We start from the raw sequence: 16115 nt of genomic DNA on the forward strand, positions 1-16115 counted from the left end.
TGCTCGGGGCATCGACAGAGCTGAGAAAAACGAGCGGTAAATTAAAGTTATAGATTAACAGCGCGCTGCGCTACCCGGCGTAAAACGCCGGGCTACGGGGTTTTCAAAATGATTGAGCCAGATCGTATTAACCAGCCACAGGCAATGGCCGACGATGAAGTGATTGATCGTGCTATTCGCCCCAAAATGCTTGCCGACTACACGGGCCAGAGCCATGTGGTTGCGCAAATGGAAATATTTATTCAGGCGGCTAAGCAACGAGCCGAGGCGCTCGATCACTTGTTAATTTTCGGGCCGCCAGGCCTAGGTAAAACCACCTTAGCTAATATTGTTGCGAATGAATTGAATGTAAATATCCGGCAAACTTCGGGCCCAGTACTCGAAAAAGCAGGCGATCTTGCGGCATTGTTAACCAACTTAGAAGCGCACGATGTATTGTTTATTGATGAAATTCATCGGCTGAGCCCTGTGGTGGAAGAGATTTTGTATCCAGCGATGGAAGACTATCAGTTGGACATTATGATAGGCGAAGGGCCAGCAGCGCGTTCGATAAAACTAGATTTGCCGCCGTTTACGCTCATTGGCGCGACCACCCGAGCGGGTGCATTAACGTCGCCGTTACGAGATCGATTCGGGATTGTGCAACGGCTTGAGTTTTATAGCGTTGAAGAGTTAACAAAAATTATTGCGCGCTCGGCGAGTTATTTAAATTTGAACTTAGAAGCCGACGGCGCCTTGGAAATTGCGCGCCGCTCACGCGGCACACCGCGCATAGCGAACCGTTTGTTGCGCCGCGTGCGTGACTTCGCCGAAGTGAAAAATAGCGGCCATATTGATCAGCCGACTGCCGCCGCTGCACTAGCGATGGTTGACGTAGACGAAGCGGGTTTTGATTATATGGACCGCAAGTTATTGCTCGCAATTATTGAAAAATTTATGGGCGGCCCGGTGGGTTTAGATAACTTGGCGGCGGCCATCGGTGAAGAAAAAGATACGATTGAAGATGTGCTGGAGCCGTATTTGATTCAGCAGGGCTTTTTGCAGCGGACGCCGCGTGGGCGCATTGCAACGCCACACGCCTACGCCCACTTCGGCCTAGGTAAAGACTAAAAGCGTTATTCGTGCGCTTTGCTGTTGGTATGCTGCGCTGTTCGTCCGCTCGGCTGCGCCTCACTATTGGTGATTTGTATTTACGAGCAGTGCGTAGCACGGACAAACAGTGAGCGAAGCGAACGGACGAACCACGAACAGCGCAGCGGACGAACTCGCAAAAAAAAAGCCCGCTCATGGAGCGGGCAAAATACAGAACAACAAGGAAGTTAAATCCAGGGAACAATAACAGGAAGAATCGACAACCGGTCTCTTCGTATCTGATATCTGACGCGCATTATACGCAGGCCGGACCGGGTTTCAAACGAGAAAAATTGTATTTCACATAAGTTTTACTAATGCGATGATGTTATCGCTGGTTAAATTATAGCCCAACCAAAATTGGTCTTACCAAGATGAAGCCCGAAAATTAAGGGTTTTGTAAAAATTGGTTAGATTGTTATGATAAAAAAATGTCTGGTGTAAAATTGAACAAGTTAACATTTTCATGGCCCATACGGGTTTATTATGAAGACACAGATGCAGGCGGTATCGTTTATTATGCCAACTATCTCAAATTCCTTGAGCGGGCACGTACGGAGTGGCTACGATCGTTAGGTATAGAACAAGATACATGGCTTGCGCATAGGTTGGGGTTTGTGGTGCGGCAGGTGCAAATGGATTTATTGGCGCCGGCGCGATTTAACGATGAACTGATAGTGACGGTTGTGGTCGAAAAGCTCGGACGCGCTTCGGTGGTATTTTCACAGCAGGTTCTCTCGGGCCAACCGGGTAATGAAACAATTTTTTGTCAGGCGCAAATTAAAGCGGCCTGTGTGAATTTAGGGCAAGCTGGTGATGCCGTGAGAGCGGTGCCAATGCCGGCCGAAATTTTTGAGGTGATAAAACGTGCAAACTGAATTGTCGATAACCGCACTTATTCTTGAAGCAAGTATTGTTGTTCAGCTGGTGATGTTGCTGTTGCTGGCGTTCTCTGTAGTGGGTTGGATGATGATTTTTCAACGAGCCAAAGTCATTAAAAGTGCGGCACAAGAGGCGTTGAAGTTTGAGGACAGGTTTTGGTCTGGGGTTGATTTAACCCGTTTATTTCAAGAGGTTTCGGCACGAGCACAAAATGCTTCGGGCATGGAGAAGCTGTTTCATGCTGGGTTTAAAGAGTTTGCTCGGTTGCGCAATAATCAAGGGCTAAACCAACAGCAAGTGTTGGACGCTTCGTACCGCGCCATGCGAGTGGTGCATTCGCGAGAGCTTGATGGTCTGGAAAATAATTTGAGTTTTTTGGCAACCATTGGTTCTATAAGCCCCTATGTCGGTTTATTTGGTACTGTCTGGGGTATTATGAATGCATTTATTGGCCTTGGTGCGGTGCAGCAAGCAACGTTAGCCATGGTTGCTCCAGGTATTGCCGAAGCCTTGATTGCAACGGCGATGGGCTTATTTGCGGCGATTCCAGCGGTTATCGCTTATAACCGATTTACCTATCGCGTTGAAAAAGTGGATAACCAGTACCTGAACTTTATGGACGAGTTAATGGCGATTTTGCAGCGCCAAGGTAGTGCGAAAAAGGCAGGTGCTGAAGCATGATGACGGTAACCCGCAGACGCCGTAAACAGGTGTCGGAAATTAATGTGGTGCCCTACATTGATGTGATGTTGGTGCTACTGATTATTTTTATGGTTACTGCGCCACTGATTACGCAGGGCGTAAAAGTGGATTTGCCGAAAGCATCGGCGGAGCCGCTTGATCCTGAAAGTGAGCCACCCATTGTTGCTTCGGTTGATCGTGACGGCAATTATTTTTTAAGTACCGCAAATGATCCGAACGCTGCTATTGGGGTGGTTGATTTGGCGGTTATGGTGCAGGCTGAGTTGCAAGTAAGCCCAAATCGGCCGGTGGTGGTCAAAGGTGATGGAGCGGTGCAGTACAGTCAAGTGGTGCAACTGATGGTGCTGCTGCAAAAAGCTGGGGTACCGCAAGTTGGTTTAATGACAGATAGTTCTGCAGACGGTGGCTCATAGTGGCTAAGCAAGCGAAGTTGTGGCCGAGCGAATGGACAGTACCTTTGGTATTGTCGCTGCTAGTGCATGTGGCTGTGGTTGGGCTAATGGTGTTTGGTATGCATTTTAAGCCGACACCAAATAAGCCGATGCAGGTGCAGCTACAGAATGACGCACCAGAGCAACCAGACAATCAAGAAATTGTCCAGGCGGTTACGGTAGACCAGGCAGCCGTTGAAAAACGGGTAAATGAAATTCGTGAACAGAAACGCCAAGCTGATTTGGCTGAACAGCGGCGTCAGGCAGAGTTAGAACGCAAAGCTGAGGCAGCGCGCAAGGCGCGTGAAGCTGAGCAGCAACGGCTACGTGAATTGCAGGCTGAGCAAGAAGCTGAGCGCCGTCGTATAGCCAAAGAAAAGGCCGAGGCTGAACGGCAAAAAGCAGCAGCTGAAAAAGCGGCCGCAGAGGCCGAAGCGCGACGTAAGCGTGAAGAAGAAGCGGCCGCGAAAGCGGAAGCAGAACGCAAGCGCAAAGAGGAAGAAGCGCGTAAAGCTGAAGAAGAGCGCAAGCGTCGTGAGCAAGAGGCGCGTGAGCGCGCTGAGCGCGAACGGCAACTGCAAGAGGAATTGCGCGCTGAGGAAGCTGCCCGTGCGAAAGCGCGTAGTCAACAAATGCAGTCAGAAGTGCAGCGTTACACGGCCTTGATTACTCAGACTATTCAGCGCAACTGGATTACCGATGACAGCATGCGTGGCAAAGAATGTGTGTTGACGATTAGTGTCGCGCCAAGTGGCTTTGTGAAGTCGGTGAATCAAGGCGAAGGTGACCCGACTGTTTGTCAGTCAGCGCGTAACGCGGTGCTTAAAGCGAATACTTTACCAGTGTCGCAAGACCCTGAAGTGTACAAATTAATGGAAACCATTGAATTGACAGTGGCTCCCAAACAGTAATCTGAAGTAACGATGACAAAACCTATGACAAAACTAAAAGTATTTTTTATCACGGTATGTGCGCTAGTGGTTGGGCTGACGGGAGTCGCTCAAGCAAAATTAGAGATTGTCATTACGGAGGGGATTAACACCGCTCGGCCAATTGCAGTGGTACCTTTTGAGTGGAAGGGAAGTGGCCCGAAACCTGATGGTTTAACGGAGGTCGTCGCGGCAGATTTGATGCGTAGCGGTAAGTTTAATCCAATTCCGTTAACAGCCATGCCGCAACGGCCGTCGTCATCTTCACAGGTTGACTACACCGAATGGGCTAGTTTGGGTGTTGAAGCATTGTTAGTTGGTACCATTGCACCGGACGGCTTGGATCGCTACACCGTGAGCTTTGAAATTATTGACGTGCTGCGCGGACAAATTACCAGTGGTACTCAAGTGCTACAAAATGGCCAGTTGGTAACCTCGCAAGATCATATTCTAGATGCGCGGAGCAGCGTTATTTCGGGTGACCAATTCCGCCAATATTCACACCGTATTTCCGATATTTTTTACGAAACATTAACGGGGCAACGCGGTGCGTTCATGACACGTATAGCGTATGTTACGGTTAACCATAACTCAGATAAGCCGTATGAGCTTGTGGTTGCAGACTACGATGGCTTTAACGAACGCGTATTATTGCGCAGCCCTGAGCCATTAATGTCACCGTCGTGGTCGCCAGATGGCAATAAATTGGCATATGTCAGTTTTGAGAATAAAAAACCCCAGATTTTTATTCAGGACATTTATACTCGTGCGCGAGAACAGATGACTGACTTTCCGGGGATTAATAGTAGCCCGGTGTTCTCGCCTGATGGCAAAAGCTTGGCTATGGTGTTGTCAAAAGATGGTAACCCAGAGCTCTACGTGATGGAGATTGCAACGAAGCGCTTGCGCCGTGTTACGAATCACCATGCGATTGATACCGAGCCAAGCTGGTCACCTGATGGTAACTCGCTGATTTTTACGTCAGAAAGAGGTGGCAGACCGCAGCTTTATAGCGTAAATTTAAGTGCAGGGCAGGTACGCCGACTCACTTTTGAAGGTGAGCAGAACTTAGGTGGGACATTTTCGCCAGACGGTAAGCAAGTGATTATGGTAAACCGTACGCAGGGAAACTATCACATTGCTCGTCAAGATTATCCAAATGGGTCAATGCAAATTTTAACGCAAACCGCTTTGGACGAGTCGCCAAGTTTGGCGCCGAATGGCAGTATGGTGATTTACAGCACCACACACAATAACCAGCAGGTGTTAGCGTTGGTTTCGGTAGACGGTCGCTTTAAGGCTCGTTTACCTACACGTGAAGGTGAAGTAAAATCACCATCGTGGTCACCGTTTTTACGCTAGTATGTGCTATAAGTTATAACGATTATTTACAATTCAGATTTTCACTTGAAAGAAAGGAACGCGGATATGAACGCAAACAAAGCTTTAAAAAGTCTGTTCATTGCAGTACCTATGCTGACTCTGGCAGCGTGTAGCTCAAATCAAGGCGCTGAGGAAGCGGTTGATCAACAAACCAACCAACAGCAACAAGAGCAGCAACAGCAAGAGCAATCAGGTGTTGATGTCGGCGCAGTTGAGCGTCAAAAAACTCCTGAAGAAATTCGTGCAGAGAAAGTTGCTGAGCTACGTCAAGAAAACATGATTTTCTTTGCGTTTGACGACTCACGTATTTCTTCTGAATATGCGCAAGTTTTAGCAGCTCACGCTGATTTCTTAGTGCAAAACCCTGGTGTTACAGTAACGATTGAAGGTCACTGTGACGAGCGTGGTACGCCTGAGTACAACATCGCGTTAGGCGAGCGTCGTGCGAAAGCTGTTGCACAATACTTGCAAAACTTAGGTGTTAGCTCTAGCCAAGTAACAACTGTTTCTTATGGTGAAGAGAAGCCGTTAATCAACGCTTCAAACAATGACGCTTACGCGAAAAACCGTCGCGGCGTGCTTGTTTACTAAGCTTGCAAGAAAACTATTTTTCACTTGAAGTAAAAGGTTGAGCCAATGCAAAAAGCATTACTCGTATTGGCCTTACTGATTCCCGGTGTCCTGCATGCGCAGGCACCGGTTTCTAAGTTAGGCAGTGGGTCACTCGAAGAACGCTTAAATCAACTTGAGCGCGTTATGGATGCTCGCAATGCGGCACAAATGGCGCTTTTAGATCAAATGGCACAGTTGCAAGATGAAGTAGCCGATCTTCGTGGTAAAACAGAAGAGCACGCTTACCAAATTGAGCAAATATTGCAGCGTCAACGCGAAATCTATCAAGAGATTGATCGCCGGTTAGCTGCTCAACCGCAACCCACATCGGCAACAAACTCGCAACCCGTAGAAGTTGATACATCGACGCCGGGCGGCAGTTATTCAGCTGATGTTTCGGAAAACGAAGCCTACGACCAAGCCATTCAATTGGTGCTGCGCGATCAACGTTATGATGCCGCTGTACCGGCGTTTGAGTCGTTCATTGAAAAATTCCCAAACTCTACGTATGTGCCAAATGCTCACTATTGGTTAGGGCAACTGTTGTTAACAGAAAGCAAGCTTGATCAAGCAAAAGTGCATTTTGGTAAAGTTGTCAGTGATTACAAAGACAGCAACAAACGTGGCGATTGCATGTTGAAGTTGGGCATTATTGCGCAACAACAAAAGGATACCGCCAAAGCTCGTGAGCTTTATAACCAAGTTTTATCTGAGTACCCAGACTCAACAGAAGCTGGTTTAGCGCGTAAACGACTTGGTAATTTGTAATCACTTTTGTAAACATCATGTAGAAATTTCGGGAAAACGTTCGCAAATTAAGCAAACGCACCCGATTACTTCAATTTACAGTTGCAACGAGCGGCTTTTTGAGTAAACTATGCCGCCGTTGCCACTGATAAGTGCGTAACGCGACAGTGATGGGTTGTTAGCTCAGTTGGTAGAGCAGTTGACTTTTAATCAATTGGTCGCAGGTTCGAATCCTGCACAACCCACCAATCACTCTCAATTCTCAAGCTTTGAAATGGGTTGTTAGCTCAGTTGGTAGAGCAGTTGACTTTTAATCAATTGGTCGCAGGTTCGAATCCTGCACAACCCACCACTTTCTCTTGTTCGTTCCCCTAAACAAAGCAGCCTTGTATTCCCTAAGCCTTGATTTATAATACGGCAACTTTTTCCATGCACTGAAGTGGTACCATGAGCATTACGGCTGAAATTCAAGCACGGGTGATTGATAGTCTGGATTATCCATTCCCGGCCAAACCAAAACAATTAACCGACGAACAAAAAGCACATTACACCGCGCGTATTAAAGAATTATTACGCGAGAAAAACGCTGTGCTGGTGGCGCATTATTACACTGATTCGGAAATTCAGGCTTTGGCTGAAGCAACAGGAGGTTGCGTTGCTGACTCATTGGAAATGGCTCGATTTGGCGCCCAGCACGAAGCCGAAACACTCATTGTTGCCGGTGTGAAATTTATGGGCGAAACCGCCAAAATTTTGACCCCTAACAAGCGTGTATTGATGCCAACGTTAGAAGCGACATGCTCGTTAGACTTGGGTTGCCCCATTGAAGAGTTTTCAAAATTTTGCGACGAGCACCCGGATCGCACCGTGGTGGTGTATGCGAATACCTCAGCAGCAGTCAAGGCGCGCGCAGACTGGGTGGTCACTTCATCTATTGCATTAGAAGTGGTTGATCACTTAGATGCTAACGGCGAAAAAATTCTGTGGGGCCCTGATAAACACTTGGGCGCATATATTCAGAAGCAAACCGGTGCTGACATGCTGATGTGGCAAGGCGCCTGTATTGTGCATGACGAATTCAAAACCAAAGCATTAGAAGACCTAAAAAACGTGTACCCAGAAGCTGCCGTTTTGGTCCACCCAGAGTCTCCACAAGCCGTGGTTGATATGGCTGACGCGGTGGGCTCAACCTCGCAACTAATTAAAGCCAGCCAAGAAATGCCGAATGACACCTTCATTGTGGCAACCGACCGCGGTATTTTTTATAAAATGCAGCAACTTTCTCCGCACAAGCACTTTATTGAAGCACCAACGGCCGGTAACGGTGCAACCTGCCGTAGCTGTGCGCATTGCCCGTGGATGGCGATGAATGGCCTTGTGGCCATTGCGGAAGCGCTAGAACACGGCGGCGCCGCTCACGAGATTCATGTGGACCCAGAGCTAGCCAAGCGCGCATTGATGCCGCTCGACCGCATGCTCAGCTACAAAGGCTAACTTCGTTATTCGATCGCTACGCTCTTCGTCTTTGCTTTTACCGAACAGCGCGAAGCGCGGACAAACAGCGAACGAAGTGAGCGCACGAATAACGAATAACGAACAACGTTTTTGCCTTCAATAACGGAGGTGAATTTTGGTTATAGTTGCCAACGCCTCACAACCTGTCTAAGGTGGAATATCGACTAAAATCCCACTCTAGCAATAAATACGAGGCAGGTTGTATGGCATTTTACTCCCACGACGATGTGCGTGATAACTGTGGTTTTGGGCTGATCGCTCAAATAGCTGGCGAACCGAGTCATGCGCTGATAACACGCGCTATTGCCGGGTTAGCCAATATGCAGCACCGTGGGGGCATTAATGCAGATGGGAAGACTGGCGACGGTTGTGGTTTGTTGCTACAACTGCCAGAGCAATTTTTTCGTGATCATGCAGCGCAGCAAGGTTGGCATTTAAGCAAAAAGTTTGCGGTGGGTATGGTGTTTTTAAGCCGGGATGAATCTACTGCGGCAAGTCAACGTCGTACCTTAGAGCAAGAGCTCACGCGTGAAACACTGACCGTTGAGGGCTGGCGTGAGGTGCCGACCAACGAGCAGGTATTGGGTGACATTGCGCGCGCGAGCTTACCGCTTATTCAGCAGGTGATTGTGAGTGCGCCGCCAGGTTGGCGTAAGAAAGATCTGGAGCGTCGCTTGTATATGGCACGACGACGCGCAGAGCTGGCGCTGCAACACCAGTCTGATTTCTACATTTGTTCACTGTCGAGCTTAGTGATTGTTTACAAAGGCCTTATGCTCGCGAAGCATTTGGCTGATTTCTTCCTTGATTTAGCAAACCCTGCGGTTAAAACTTCCAATTGCGTGTTTCATCAACGCTTTTCAACCAATACTCAGCCGCAGTGGCGGCTCGCTCAGCCGTTTCGGTTTTTAGCCCATAACGGTGAAATAAATGCCATACGTGGTAACCGTCAGTGGGCTGCGGCGCGCCAATATAAGTTTCACTCGCCGTTGTTGCCCGACTTGCAGCAAGCCGCGCCGTTCGTCAACAGCGATGGTTCTGACTCGTCGGCGCTCGATAATATGTTGGAGCTATTGCTAGCTGGTGGCATGGACTTGTTTCGCGCCTTGCGCTTGCTTATTCCGCCTGCTTGGCAGGGCGACCCGACGATGGACGACGATCTGCGTGCGTTTTATGAGTTTAACTCGATGCATATGGAACCGTGGGACGGCCCCGCCGGTATTGTCATGAGTAATGGCCGCCATGTGGCCTGTAGTTTAGACCGTAATGGCTTGCGCCCCGCGCGTTTTATTTTGACCGAAGACGGCGTACTTACTATTGCCTCTGAAGTAGGAATTTGGGATTACGACGAGGCCAAAGTTGTTGAAAAAGGGCGCTTAGGGCCGGGCCAGATGATGGCCGTGGATACCTATAATGGCCGCATTTGGCGTAGCGAAGACATTGATCAAGACTTGCAACAACGACACCCTTATCGGCAGTGGCTAACCAGTCATGTTCGTCACTTGCAGCCGTTTGCTGAGCTGGCGGCAGAGTTACTTGGTAAGCGATTGTTCGATGACGCGACCATGGCGGTTTACCATAAGTTTTTCTTATATTCGCGCGAAGAGTTGCAGCAAGTTGTTGCTGTGCTCGGTAGTGATGGCCACGAAGCGACCGGCTCAATGGGCGATGATACGCCTATTGCTGTGCTGTCGAAGCACCCTCGCAGTTTGTTTGACTATTTTCGTCAGCAGTTTGCCCAAGTCACCAACCCACCCATTGACCCCATTCGTGAGCGACACGTGATGAGCCTGGCGACCTGTATTGGCCGTGAACAAAACGTATTTAATGAAACTTCGGGCTACGCAGAGCGGGTGGTGATGGAGTCGCCAGTATTGATGTACACCGACCTGAAACAACTGCGCGAGCTGCCTGAGCAGGGTTACAAGTTGGCTAAGTTTAGCTTGTGGTATACGCCGCAGCAGGTAAGTCTGCAACAAGCGATTAAACAGCTATGCGATAAGGTTGTTACAGAAGTACGTGAAAACAACGTGGTGCAAGTACAGCTATCCGATCGGGAATTAACCCAAGGTGAGTTGCCCATTCCGGTGGCGCTTGCCGTTGGTGCGGTGCAACAGGCGCTAGTGCGAGCAAACTTACGCTGCGATTCAAACATCTTGGTGGAAACGGCCGCAGTACGTGACGCGCACCAAATGGCCGTGCTTATTGGTCTTGGGGCAACAGCGGTGTACCCGTTCTTGGCCTACGAAACCATTGAACAGTTGGTTGAACGTGGCGATATTCAGGTGCCCGTGCGCCAAGCCATGGAAAACTTTCGTGCTGGCTTGAACAAAGGGCTACTGAAAATTATGTCGAAAATGGGCATTGCGACGGTGGCGAGCTATCGTGGTGCCTGTTTGTTTGAAGTGGTCGGACTGGCAGCTGAGGTGCGACAGTTGTGTTTTGTGCATGCGCCGGCGCGCATTGGCGGTGCGAGTTTTACCGATATTGAACGACAAATGCTGCAAGTAAGCCAACGGGCATGGTTGCGCACGCGACCATTGAATGCCGGCGGGTTACTGAAGTTTGTCCATGGTGGCGAATACCATGCTTATAACCCTGACGTGGTCACTAGTTTACAAAACGCGGTAAAAACCGGTGACCGCACGGCATATCAGCAATTTGCCGATCATGTGAATCAGCGACCCATAGCCTTTATTCGTGACTTGTTACGGCCCAAGCCGGTGGCAAAGCCGTTGGCGCTAGCCGAGGTTGAAGCGGCCACCGAGCTTTACCATCGCTTTGACACAGCCGCCATGTCGATTGGTGCTTTAAGCCCCGAGGCGCATGAAGCGCTGGCGCAAGGCATGAACCGCATTGGTGGCCATTCAAATAGCGGTGAGGGCGGTGAAGACCCGCGGCGGTTTGGAACCGATAAAAACTCGCGAATTAAACAAATTGCGTCAGGTCGTTTTGGCGTCACCCCGCATTACTTGGTTAACGCCGATGTGCTGCAGATTAAAATTGCGCAAGGCGCGAAACCCGGCGAAGGGGGCCAGTTGCCAGGCGAGAAGGTTTCGGCAGAGATTGCCAAGTTGCGTTATGCGGTACCGGGTACGCCACTAATATCGCCACCGCCACACCACGATATTTATTCGATTGAAGACTTAGCGCAGTTAATTTTTGACTTAAAGCAAGTGAACCCCAAAGCATTTGTGTCGGTGAAACTGGTGTCGTCGCCAGGCATTGGCACTATAGCTACAGGCGTAGCCAAAGCCTATGCCGATTTGATTACTATTTCGGGCTATGACGGTGGTACAGGGGCGAGCCCGCTGACCTCGGTGAAACACGCCGGGTCACCATGGGAGCTTGGTTTAGCTGAAGTACAACAAGCACTAGTGAGTAATAACTTACGCCATAAAGTACGCGTGCAAGTGGATGGTGGTTTGAAAACTGGCCTCGACGTAATTAAGGCTGCCATTTTGGGGGCTGAAAGTTTTGGTTTCGGTACCGCGCCCATGATTGCTTTGGGCTGTAAGTATTTACGTATTTGCCACTTAAATAATTGCGCGACTGGGGTTGCCACACAAGACGAAACATTGCGGCGTGAGCATTTTACTGGCTTGCCTGAACGTGTTGCCCAGTACTTTGAGTTTGTCGCCGAAGAGGTTCGAGAGTGGCTGGCGCGATTGGGCGTTGAAAAACTTACCGATTTAATCGGTCGCGTTGATTTACTTGAGCGCGTGAGCGGTGAAACGACGCAACAAGAGCAGCTCGATTTGTCTGAATTATTAGCCGCGGCGGGCACTTACAACGACTACCCGCGCTATTGTACAGAGCAAAACCAACCCGATGATCATGGTGCGCTGAACCAACAATTGCTGCGGTTAACTGAATCAGCGGTGGCGCAGCAGCAAGGCGGCCAATGGCAATTGCCGATTCGTAACTTTGATCGCTCGGTGGGGGCTGCAGTATCTGGTGCTATTGCGCTGCGCTATGGTAATCAAGGCATGGCCGGCAACCCAATTGAGCTGAAGTTTAACGGCAGCGCCGGACAAAGTTTTGGCGCGTGGAATGCTGGTGGGCTGCGTTTAGATCTGACGGGTGATGCCAACGACTACGTTGGCAAAGGCATGGCTGGCGGGCGAATTGTGTTGCGCCCGCCAGCGCAGGCGCAATATTCCAGCCAGAACGCGGTGATCATGGGCAATACCTGCTTGTATGGTGCGACGGGTGGTAAATTATTTGCAGCAGGGCGTGCAGGCGAACGGTTTGCCGTGCGTAATTCTGGTGCCACCGCGGTGGTTGAAGGCATTGGTGACCACGGTTGTGAGTACATGACCGGCGGCATTGTGGTGGTACTGGGTGGCACAGGTATTAACTTTGGCGCTGGAATGACTGGTGGTTTTGCTTATGTATGGGACGCTGACGGCCAGTTTATGTCGCGGCTAAACGGCGAGTTGGTTGAACCCTGCAAAGTGAACACGCCAATTTTACAAGAGCATTTGCGCGGTTTAATTCATGAGCATTATGAGCGCACCGGCAGCGAACATGCACACGGTTTGTTGCGTGACTTAGAGCGTAAGTTTGATGAGTTTGTCATGGTGAAACCAAAAGCGGCCGATTTGGCCGATTTAGTCGGGCACCGTGCGCGCTCAACCGCTGAATTGCGTGTGGAGGTGATGTAATGAACAAGAATATTTATCAGTTCTTGGACGTACAGCGTATTGATCCTCCGAAACGGGCTTTGCGTGAACGGCAAATTGAGTTTGTCGAAATTTATGAACCCATGCCTGAGCACCAGGTACAAGGCCAAGCTGACCGCTGTTTAGATTGCGGCAACCCCTATTGCGAATGGCAATGCCCAGTGCATAACTATATTCCGCAGTGGCTTGAGCTTGCCCAGCAGGGGCGTATTTTTGAAGCGGCTGAGCTGTGTCATCAAACCAATAGCTTGCCTGAAGTGTGTGGCCGTGTTTGTCCGCAAGACCGCTTGTGCGAAGGGGCTTGTACGCTCAACGATGAGTTTGGCGCGGTAACCATAGGCAGCATTGAAAAATACATTACCGACACCGCATTTGCGCAAGGCTGGCGCCCTGATTTGTCGGGTGTTGAAAAAACCAATAAGCGCGTGGCGGTGATTGGCGCAGGCCCTGCAGGCTTGGCCTGTGCGGATGTGTTAGTGCGCCAAGGCATTACACCGGTGGTGTTCGACCGCTATCCAGAAATTGGCGGGCTATTAACTTACGGTATTCCGCCGTTTAAGTTAGAAAAGACCGTGATGCAATTGCGCCGCGAGATTTTTACCGACATGGGCATTGAGTTTCGCTTAGGGTGCGATATTGGCCATGACGTTGCGTTTGACGACTTATTGAAAGAATTCGATGCGGTATTTGTGGCCGTTGGCACTTATAAAGCGCTCGACGGCAACTTGCCCGGGCTTGATGCGCACGGTGTGGTGTCGGCATTGCCGTATTTAATTGGCAATACGCAAGATTTGCTAGCCGCTCAGCAGGCTGCACCGATGGCTGAGTTTCCGAAAATTGATTTGGACGGCCAGCGTGTGGTGGTGCTTGGTGGTGGTGACACCGCTATGGACTGCGTGCGCACGGCGGTGCGTCAGCAAGCGCAGTCGGTGGTGTGTGCGTATCGTCGGGATGAACAAAATATGCCGGGTTCGCGCCGTGAAGTACAAAATGCGCGTGAGGAAGGCGTGGTGTTCGAGTTTAATGTGCAGCCGCTGGCCATTGAGTGCGACGCTAATAATTGCGTTACTGGGGTGCGCATGGTGCGCACTGAGTTGGGGCCTGCTGATGAGCAAGGCCGACGCCGTCCGCAGCCTGTGGTCGACTCTGAATTTGTGATGCCCGCCGACGCGGTGATTATTGCCTTTGGTTATCAGCCGAACCCGCCGCTGTGGTTGCAGCCGCATGGGGTTGAGCTAACCGATTGGGGCACGGTGGTGGCGTCGGAGCACAGTGAGTTTGCGATGCAAACCACTAACCCTCGCATTTTTGCTGGGGGTGATATGGTGCGCGGCGCTGACTTAGTCGTGACCGCCATAGCGCAAGGCCGCGCCGCCGCACAAGGCATCGCCGACTACTTGCAGCGGTAGCCCGGCGTTTTACGCCGGGTGGTACAAGGTGCCGTCATTGCTCAATTCGACATTCACGGTGCTGCGCACCACCCGGCGTGTAACGCCGGGCTACAGGCTCGGGTGTTTGAGGGTGTAGCCGGTGGTGCGGAGTTTGGTGTTGCGTAGGCGCTTGCTGCCGCGCGGGCCGACTTGGTCGGTGCGTGCTAGCCCGGAAATATCAATGCCGAGCTTGTCGGCCATACGCTGATAGGCGTCAGCTTGCAGCAATGGCTCATTGTCAGTAACGATATACACAGGCTCTTGGTGCTCAGAGTGCTCTAACAAATAAGCGATAAAGCCCGCCACGTCGTCGCTGTGAATGCGATTGGTCCAAGCCGGTGTGATGGTTGCGGTACCGGCTTTAAGTTGCTGCTGCAGCCGCTCACGGCCAGGGCCGTAAATACCCGAACAGCGCAACACGCTGGTCACAGCCGCACTGCCCAAAATCACTTGCTCAGCCTGCAACAGCATATCGCCACTATCGCTATCCGGCTCAGTCGGGCTTTGCTCGTCAACCCACTCGCCATCGCGCTGACCATAAACGCCGGTGCTCGACACATACAGCACACGCGGCGACTTAGCTTGTTGGTGCAGTAAGTGTTGTAAGTGGCGGCAGGGCACCACATAACCTTGATGATAGCCTTCGCGACTGTAGTCGCTTGGGGTTAGGGTGATCACAATGGCATCAAATTGTTGCTCCAGAAGCTCACGCAGGTCTTGCTCGTGATTAGCATCGGCTGTGGTAAGCTCAACACTCGGTAATACTGGTTTGCGGCTTGGGTTTCGGCAGGCGCCAATCACCTGCCAGCCGCTGGCAACAAGCAGGGGGGCAGTGCGCTGTGCGATGTCGCCGTACCCTAACAACAAGACTTTTTCCATGCTAAACGGCTCCCAACCAAACATCTAAAAATAACATCACCACCAAGCCAATCATTAAGCCCGATGTGGCGCGCGTGTGGTGCCCATGGCGGTGAGTTTCTGGAATAATTTCGTGGCTAATAACAAACAGCATGGCGCCGGCGGCGAACACTAATCCCCAAGGCAGCAATAATTCCGACACGTTGACGAAAACCCCACCAAACAGCCCGCCTAAGGGTTCAATTAGCCCGGTAAGCGCCGCAACGACAAAGGCTTTTAAGCGTGAATAGCCCACAGCTAATAAGCCAACGGCAACCGCAAGGCCCTCGGGAATGTTCTGCAAGCCAATACCGAGCGCGAGTGAAAACGCGGTGTCTTGCTGACCACTGCCGTACGCCACACCAACCGCCAAGCCTTCGGGAAAGTTGTGAATAGCAATGGCAAAGACAAACAGCCACACGCCGGCAACTTTCTCGCTTTGGTGGCCATCAGAGCCGGTAACAAAGTGTTCATGAGGTAATAATTTGTGAAGTGCTGCAATGGCGAGAGCACCCAGCAATATTCCTGTTACCGCAATTGCTGCAGGCCAAGGGCCTGGACCATATATCTCGGTAGAAATATCAATCGAGGGTACAATCAGGGAAAAAAACGAGGCGGCTAGCATCACGCCCGCCGCGAAACCTAACAAGGTGTCGTTAAAAGCTTCTGAGGGCTTCTTGCCGAATAAAACGGGCAGGGCGCCTAATGCGGTTAGCGCCCCTGTAATAAAGCTCGCAAATACGGCTAGCAATACAAGGTTATGCGACATCG

13 protein-coding genes and 2 tRNA genes are annotated in these 16115 nt (G+C 50.6%); 13 read left to right on the top strand and 2 right to left on the bottom strand.

The features are described from left to right. Positions 1–108 precede the first annotated feature (108 nt). The 13 genes from ruvB to BM334_RS02580 all read left to right on the top strand — a co-directional run bounded on the left by ruvB (position 109) and on the right by BM334_RS02580 (position 14426). The gene (gene ruvB / locus BM334_RS02520) at positions 109–1110 is read left to right on the top strand and encodes a Holliday junction branch migration DNA helicase RuvB (protein ID WP_092837456.1); all 1002 of its coding nucleotides are present in this window, start codon (positions 109–111) and stop codon (positions 1108–1110) included. Between the two features lie 452 nt (positions 1111–1562). Next, positions 1563–2009: a tol-pal system-associated acyl-CoA thioesterase gene (gene ybgC / locus BM334_RS02525; RefSeq protein WP_092837459.1), complete on the top strand. Its 447-nt coding sequence runs from the start codon at positions 1563–1565 to the stop codon at positions 2007–2009. After that, on the top strand, positions 1999–2694 hold the full coding sequence (tolQ, locus tag BM334_RS02530; protein ID WP_092837462.1) for a protein TolQ: 696 nt from the start codon (positions 1999–2001) through the stop codon (positions 2692–2694). The genes ybgC and tolQ overlap by 11 nt, the downstream gene beginning before the upstream one ends. Continuing rightward, complete coding sequence (tolR, locus tag BM334_RS02535; protein ID WP_092837465.1) at positions 2691–3128, top strand: protein TolR; 438 nt, start codon at positions 2691–2693, stop codon at positions 3126–3128. Before tolQ ends, tolR begins: the two co-directional genes overlap by 4 nt. After that, the gene (gene tolA / locus BM334_RS02540; protein ID WP_241970888.1) at positions 3128–4057 is read left to right on the top strand and encodes a cell envelope integrity protein TolA; all 930 of its coding nucleotides are present in this window, start codon (positions 3128–3130) and stop codon (positions 4055–4057) included. The genes tolR and tolA overlap by 1 nt, the downstream gene beginning before the upstream one ends. 24 nt (positions 4058–4081) lie before the next feature. Further along, positions 4082–5437, top strand: a complete 1356-nt coding sequence (gene tolB / locus BM334_RS02545) for a Tol-Pal system beta propeller repeat protein TolB (RefSeq protein WP_241970889.1) — start codon at positions 4082–4084, stop codon at positions 5435–5437. A gap of 66 nt (positions 5438–5503) precedes the next feature. After that, positions 5504–6049 carry a peptidoglycan-associated lipoprotein Pal gene (gene pal / locus BM334_RS02550; protein WP_092837471.1) on the top strand — a complete coding sequence of 182 codons (546 nt, stop codon included), beginning with the start codon at positions 5504–5506 and terminating at the stop codon, positions 6047–6049. Between the two features lie 45 nt (positions 6050–6094). Further along, positions 6095–6838: a tol-pal system protein YbgF gene (gene ybgF, locus BM334_RS02555; protein WP_092837474.1), complete on the top strand. Its 744-nt coding sequence runs from the start codon at positions 6095–6097 to the stop codon at positions 6836–6838. 151 nt (positions 6839–6989) lie between these two features. Continuing rightward, positions 6990–7065: transfer RNA gene (locus BM334_RS02560), tRNA-Lys, on the top strand. Between the two features lie 28 nt (positions 7066–7093). Continuing rightward, positions 7094–7169, top strand: a tRNA-Lys gene (locus tag BM334_RS02565). Between the two features lie 95 nt (positions 7170–7264). After that, positions 7265–8311 carry a quinolinate synthase NadA gene (gene nadA, locus BM334_RS02570; RefSeq protein WP_092837477.1) on the top strand — a complete coding sequence of 349 codons (1047 nt, stop codon included), beginning with the start codon at positions 7265–7267 and terminating at the stop codon, positions 8309–8311. 224 nt (positions 8312–8535) lie between these two features. Then, complete coding sequence (gene gltB / locus BM334_RS02575; protein WP_092837480.1) at positions 8536–12999, top strand: glutamate synthase large subunit; 4464 nt, start codon at positions 8536–8538, stop codon at positions 12997–12999. Beyond that, entirely contained in the window at positions 12999–14426 is a 1428-nt protein-coding gene (locus BM334_RS02580) for an FAD-dependent oxidoreductase (RefSeq protein WP_092837483.1), read from the top strand. Before gltB ends, BM334_RS02580 begins: the two co-directional genes overlap by 1 nt. A 90-nt stretch (positions 14427–14516) precedes the next feature. Here BM334_RS02580 and BM334_RS02585 read toward each other — a convergent pair whose 3' ends face one another. Both BM334_RS02585 and BM334_RS02590 read right to left on the bottom strand, forming a co-directional pair. After that, positions 14517–15326 carry an NAD(P)H-binding protein gene (locus tag BM334_RS02585; protein ID WP_092837486.1) on the bottom strand — a complete coding sequence of 270 codons (810 nt, stop codon included), beginning with the start codon at positions 15324–15326 and terminating at the stop codon, positions 14517–14519. Position 15327: 1 nt separating this feature from the next. After that, on the bottom strand, positions 15328–16113 hold the full coding sequence (locus tag BM334_RS02590; protein ID WP_092837489.1) for a ZIP family metal transporter: 786 nt from the start codon (positions 16111–16113) through the stop codon (positions 15328–15330). Positions 16114–16115: the final 2 nt, after the last annotated feature.

The organism is Pseudidiomarina donghaiensis (assembly GCF_900116895.1).
Lineage (GTDB): Bacteria > Pseudomonadota > Gammaproteobacteria > Enterobacterales > Alteromonadaceae > Pseudidiomarina > Pseudidiomarina donghaiensis.